The sequence below is a fragment of the Pseudomonas sp. P1_F7 genome (genome assembly GCF_056405655.1).
Genome location: NZ_JBFUBR010000045.1, coordinates 1 through 3,042, shown reverse-complemented (window position 1 = coordinate 3,042; position 3,042 = coordinate 1). Strand labels below are relative to the sequence as shown.

General features: G+C 56.7%; 3 protein-coding genes and 1 tRNA gene. All 4 read left to right on the top strand.

The genetic code is table 11. The features are described 5' to 3' along the window. Positions 1–874: outer membrane protein assembly factor BamC (gene bamC / locus AC1D1M_RS31245; RefSeq protein WP_477778666.1), on the top strand; the 874-nt coding region annotated here is incomplete at its 5' end. A gap of 4 nt (positions 875–878) precedes the next feature. After that, positions 879–1,637, top strand: coding sequence for an MBL fold metallo-hydrolase (locus tag AC1D1M_RS31240; RefSeq protein ID WP_477778665.1), 759 nt, complete (start codon positions 879–881; stop codon positions 1,635–1,637). 28 nt (positions 1,638–1,665) lie between these two features. After that, entirely contained in the window at positions 1,666–2,379 is a 714-nt protein-coding gene (purC, locus tag AC1D1M_RS31235) for a phosphoribosylaminoimidazolesuccinocarboxamide synthase (protein WP_007944067.1), read from the top strand. A gap of 83 nt (positions 2,380–2,462) precedes the next feature. Beyond that, positions 2,463–2,552 (top strand) — tRNA-Ser (locus AC1D1M_RS31230). The last annotated feature ends 490 nt before the right edge of the window (positions 2,553–3,042 follow it).

The window sequence follows — 3,042 nt, the reverse complement described above, 5'->3', positions numbered from 1 at the left end:
TCCGCAGCCACTGACGGCGGCTGCGGACGCCAGCCCCTACACCCTGCAGAAGAGCGGCGGCTCCAGCTCCATCCTGGCGCAGAATCCGCCGGCTGAAGTCTGGCCTGTGGCCGTTCAGTTCTTTCAGGACAACGGCTTTCGTCTGGATGAACAGCGTCCGCAAACCGGCGAATTCACCACGACCTGGCAGCATTCCGACGAACTGTCTGCGGCCATGGGCAAGCGCCTGAGCGCGGCTGGCGTCAGCACAGACAGCGAAACCCGCGTGCGGGTGCGCATCGAGCCGGGCGTGCAGCGCAACACCAGTGAAGTCTATGTGGTCAGCGCCGAGCGTCCTGCCGGCAGCACAGCTGACGTGGCTTTCACCAACCGTTCGGTCAACACTGGCCTGGATGCGGCACTGGTCGATGACATGCTCGCGAGCATGAGCCGTATCTCGGAGAAGGGTGGTTCGGTCTCGATGCTGGCTTCGCGTGATTTCGACGCGCCTAGCCGTGTCAGCCTGAGCGAAGACGGCAGCGGCAACCCTGTGCTGAACGTCGGTACCGACCTGGATCGTGCCTGGTCGAGCGTCGGTCGTGCACTGGAACAAGGCGAATGGCGCGTTGAAGACATCAACCGCAGTCTGGGCCTGTACTACATCAACCTGGCCGAAAAAGCCGAGAAGAAAGACGACAAGCCTGGCTTCTTCAGCAGCCTGTTCGGCAGCGCGCCGAGCAAGGAAGAGCTTGACGCTCGCGCCGAACGTTATCAGGTTCGCCTGAGCAAGGTTGGCGAGAACGTCCAGGTCACCGTCGAGAAAAACATCAACACCGTGGCGCCGGCAGATGTGGCGCGTAAAGTGTTGAGCAAGATTCAGGACAACCTGGGCTGATCCTATGCGTTTTGCCGTTCTCGGCAGCGGCAGTCAAGGGAACGGCACGCTGATAGCCAGCGCCGATACGTACGTATTGGTGGATTGTGGTTTTTCCCTGCGGGAAACCGAAAAACGCCTGCTGCGCCTGGGTGTGAACCCTGCACAGCTGGGCGCGATACTCGTGACCCACGAACATGCCGACCACGTGCATGGCGTGGGTTTGCTGTCTCGGCGCTACAATCTGCCTGTCTACCTCAGTCGCGGGACCTTGCGCGGGATGCGCAAACCGATTGAACCCGCAGGCTTTCTGGCCGGCGGCGAGCAACTGCAAATCGGCGACTTGAGCATCGGTGTCATTGCCGTGGCCCACGATGCACAAGAACCGACGCAATATGTGTTCAGTGACGGTTTACGGCGCTTCGGCCTGTTGACCGACCTGGGGTCGTATTGTGACAAGGTGCTGGACGGCTATCGGGACCTCGATGCGTTGATGATCGAGTCCAATCACTGTCGTGACATGCTGGCTCGCGGTCATTACCCGTACTTTCTCAAGCAGCGGGTGGGCGGTGAACTGGGACATTTGAATAACCACCAGGCGGCATTCCTGGTGGCCGAGCTGGGCTGGAAAGACCTGCAACACCTGGTTCTGGCCCATCTGAGCAGCAAGAACAACCTGCCGCAGCTGGCCCGGCAATGTTTTGTCGACACCCTCGGGTGCGACCCGGACTGGCTGCAACTGGCCGATCAAGATTCAGGGCTCGACTGGCGTCACATCGCCTAGCCCATCTACTTAGCAAGCGGAGCCCATCATGGAAAAACGTGAAGAACTCTACCGCGGCAAAGCCAAATCGGTTTACAAGACCGACGACGCTAACCGTTTGATCCTGCTGTTTCGCAACGACACTTCGGCGTTCGACGGCAAGCGTATCGAACAGCTTGACCGCAAAGGCATGGTGAACAACAAGTTCAACGCCTTCATCATGCAGAAGCTCGAAGCTGCTGGCGTGCCGACCCAATTCGACAAGCTGCTGGGCGACAACGAATGCCTGGTGAAAAAGCTCGACATGATTCCGGTCGAGTGCGTCGTGCGCAACTACGCCGCTGGCAGCCTGGTCAAGCGTCTGGGGGTTGAAGAGGGCATGAAGCTCAACCCTTACACCTTCGAACTGTTCCTGAAGGACGATGCCAAGGGCGATCCGTTCATCAACGAGTCCCACGTCGTGGCTTTCGGCTGGGGCACCGCCGAGCAACTGGTTCGCATGAAAGAACTGTCGCTCAAGGTCAACGAAGTCCTGAGCAAACTGTTTGACGACGCCGGCCTGCTGCTGGTCGACTTCAAACTGGAATTCGGCGTGTTCCACGATGGTTCCATCGTGCTGGGCGACGAATTCAGCCCGGACGGCTGCCGTCTGTGGGACAAGGCCACCGGCAAGAAAATGGACAAGGACCGCTTCCGTCAGGGCCTCGGTGACGTCATCGAAGCCTACGAAGAAGTCGCCAATCGTCTGGGCGTACCGCTTTAACCGACGCAAGCATCTGATAGCACAGAAATATTTCGCTTAGGGGGTTCGCTTCCTGCGAAAGTGTTGTTATGATGCGCGCCGTTGGAGAGATGCCAGAGTGGCCGAATGGGACGGATTCGAAATCCGTTGTACCTTCACCGGTACCTAGGGTTCGAATCCCTATCTCTCCGCCATTATTGAATAAGACTAAGCCCCTGAAATGGTTAAACATTTCAGGGGCTTTTTCGTTTCGGTCATATTGATTGGGGCATTTCGTGTCCCGGTATTTTTGACGCGATGCCTGTCATGCTCTTGGGGTCTCTGGGTATCCATTTGCCGTGGGGCTTTCTCACCATTGTCTATCTATATGTCCAGGCGATGTGGTTTGGGTTCGCAGCAGCCCTGGTACTTTATATAGATGCTGGCGGTTTTCACGGTGGCAACCCGGGCGCTTTGGTAAAGAAGAAGAATTTTAAGGTGGGGGGTTGACCACGTATTTTAATGCTGTACTATTCGCCTCCCGCTAACGAGCAGTTTGATGTTGCTCTTGGCTTAAGTAGTTGATTTTATTGAAAAATCAGAAACTTTTAAGGTTGCAAATTGAAAAGATGCGCTGTAAGATGCGCACCTCGGTTGAGACGAAAGATCTTAACCAACCGCTCTTTAACAACTGAATCAAGCAAT

Excerpts from the sequence above, each read along its gene's own strand:
- AC1D1M_RS31240 (WP_477778665.1), top strand. The coding sequence starts at position 879 with ATGCGTTTTGCCGTTCTCGGCAGCGGCAGTCAAGGGAACGGCACGCTG.
- purC (WP_007944067.1), top strand. The coding sequence starts at position 1,666 with ATGGAAAAACGTGAAGAACTCTACCGCGGCAAAGCCAAATCGGTTTAC.